This window comes from Photobacterium sanguinicancri (assembly GCF_002265265.1).
Classification (GTDB): domain Bacteria; phylum Pseudomonadota; class Gammaproteobacteria; order Enterobacterales; family Vibrionaceae; genus Photobacterium; species Photobacterium sanguinicancri.
Genome location: NZ_NOIF01000565.1, coordinates 1 through 316, shown reverse-complemented (window position 1 = coordinate 316; position 316 = coordinate 1). Strand labels below are relative to the sequence as shown.

Below are 316 nucleotides of genomic sequence, written 5' to 3'. Positions count from 1 at the left end.
CATTATGCGGTATTAGCTATCGTTTCCAATAGTTATCCCCCACATCAAGGCATATTCCCAGGCATTACTCACCCGTCCGCCGCTCGTCAGCAAATTAGCAAGCTAATTCCTGTTACCGCTCGACTTGCATGTGTTAGGCCTGCCGCCAGCGTTCAATCTGAGCCATGATCAAACTCTTCAATTTAAAGTTTTTGATGGCTCAATGAATACTGATTGAATATCGATAACTAGAAGCTAGTCATGATATTCGAATTGACTGTGCCAAAGCTTAAGTAAACTTAAGTTTTGTATTGGTCACTCAGTTCATTGATGCCAA

1 rRNA gene is annotated in these 316 nt (G+C 41.8%); it reads right to left on the bottom strand.

Features of this window, described 5'->3' with window-relative positions:
- A 16S ribosomal RNA gene (locus ASV53_RS25130) occupies nt 1-184 on the bottom strand; the annotation flags it as partial.
- Between the last annotated feature and the right edge of the window lie 132 nt (nt 185-316).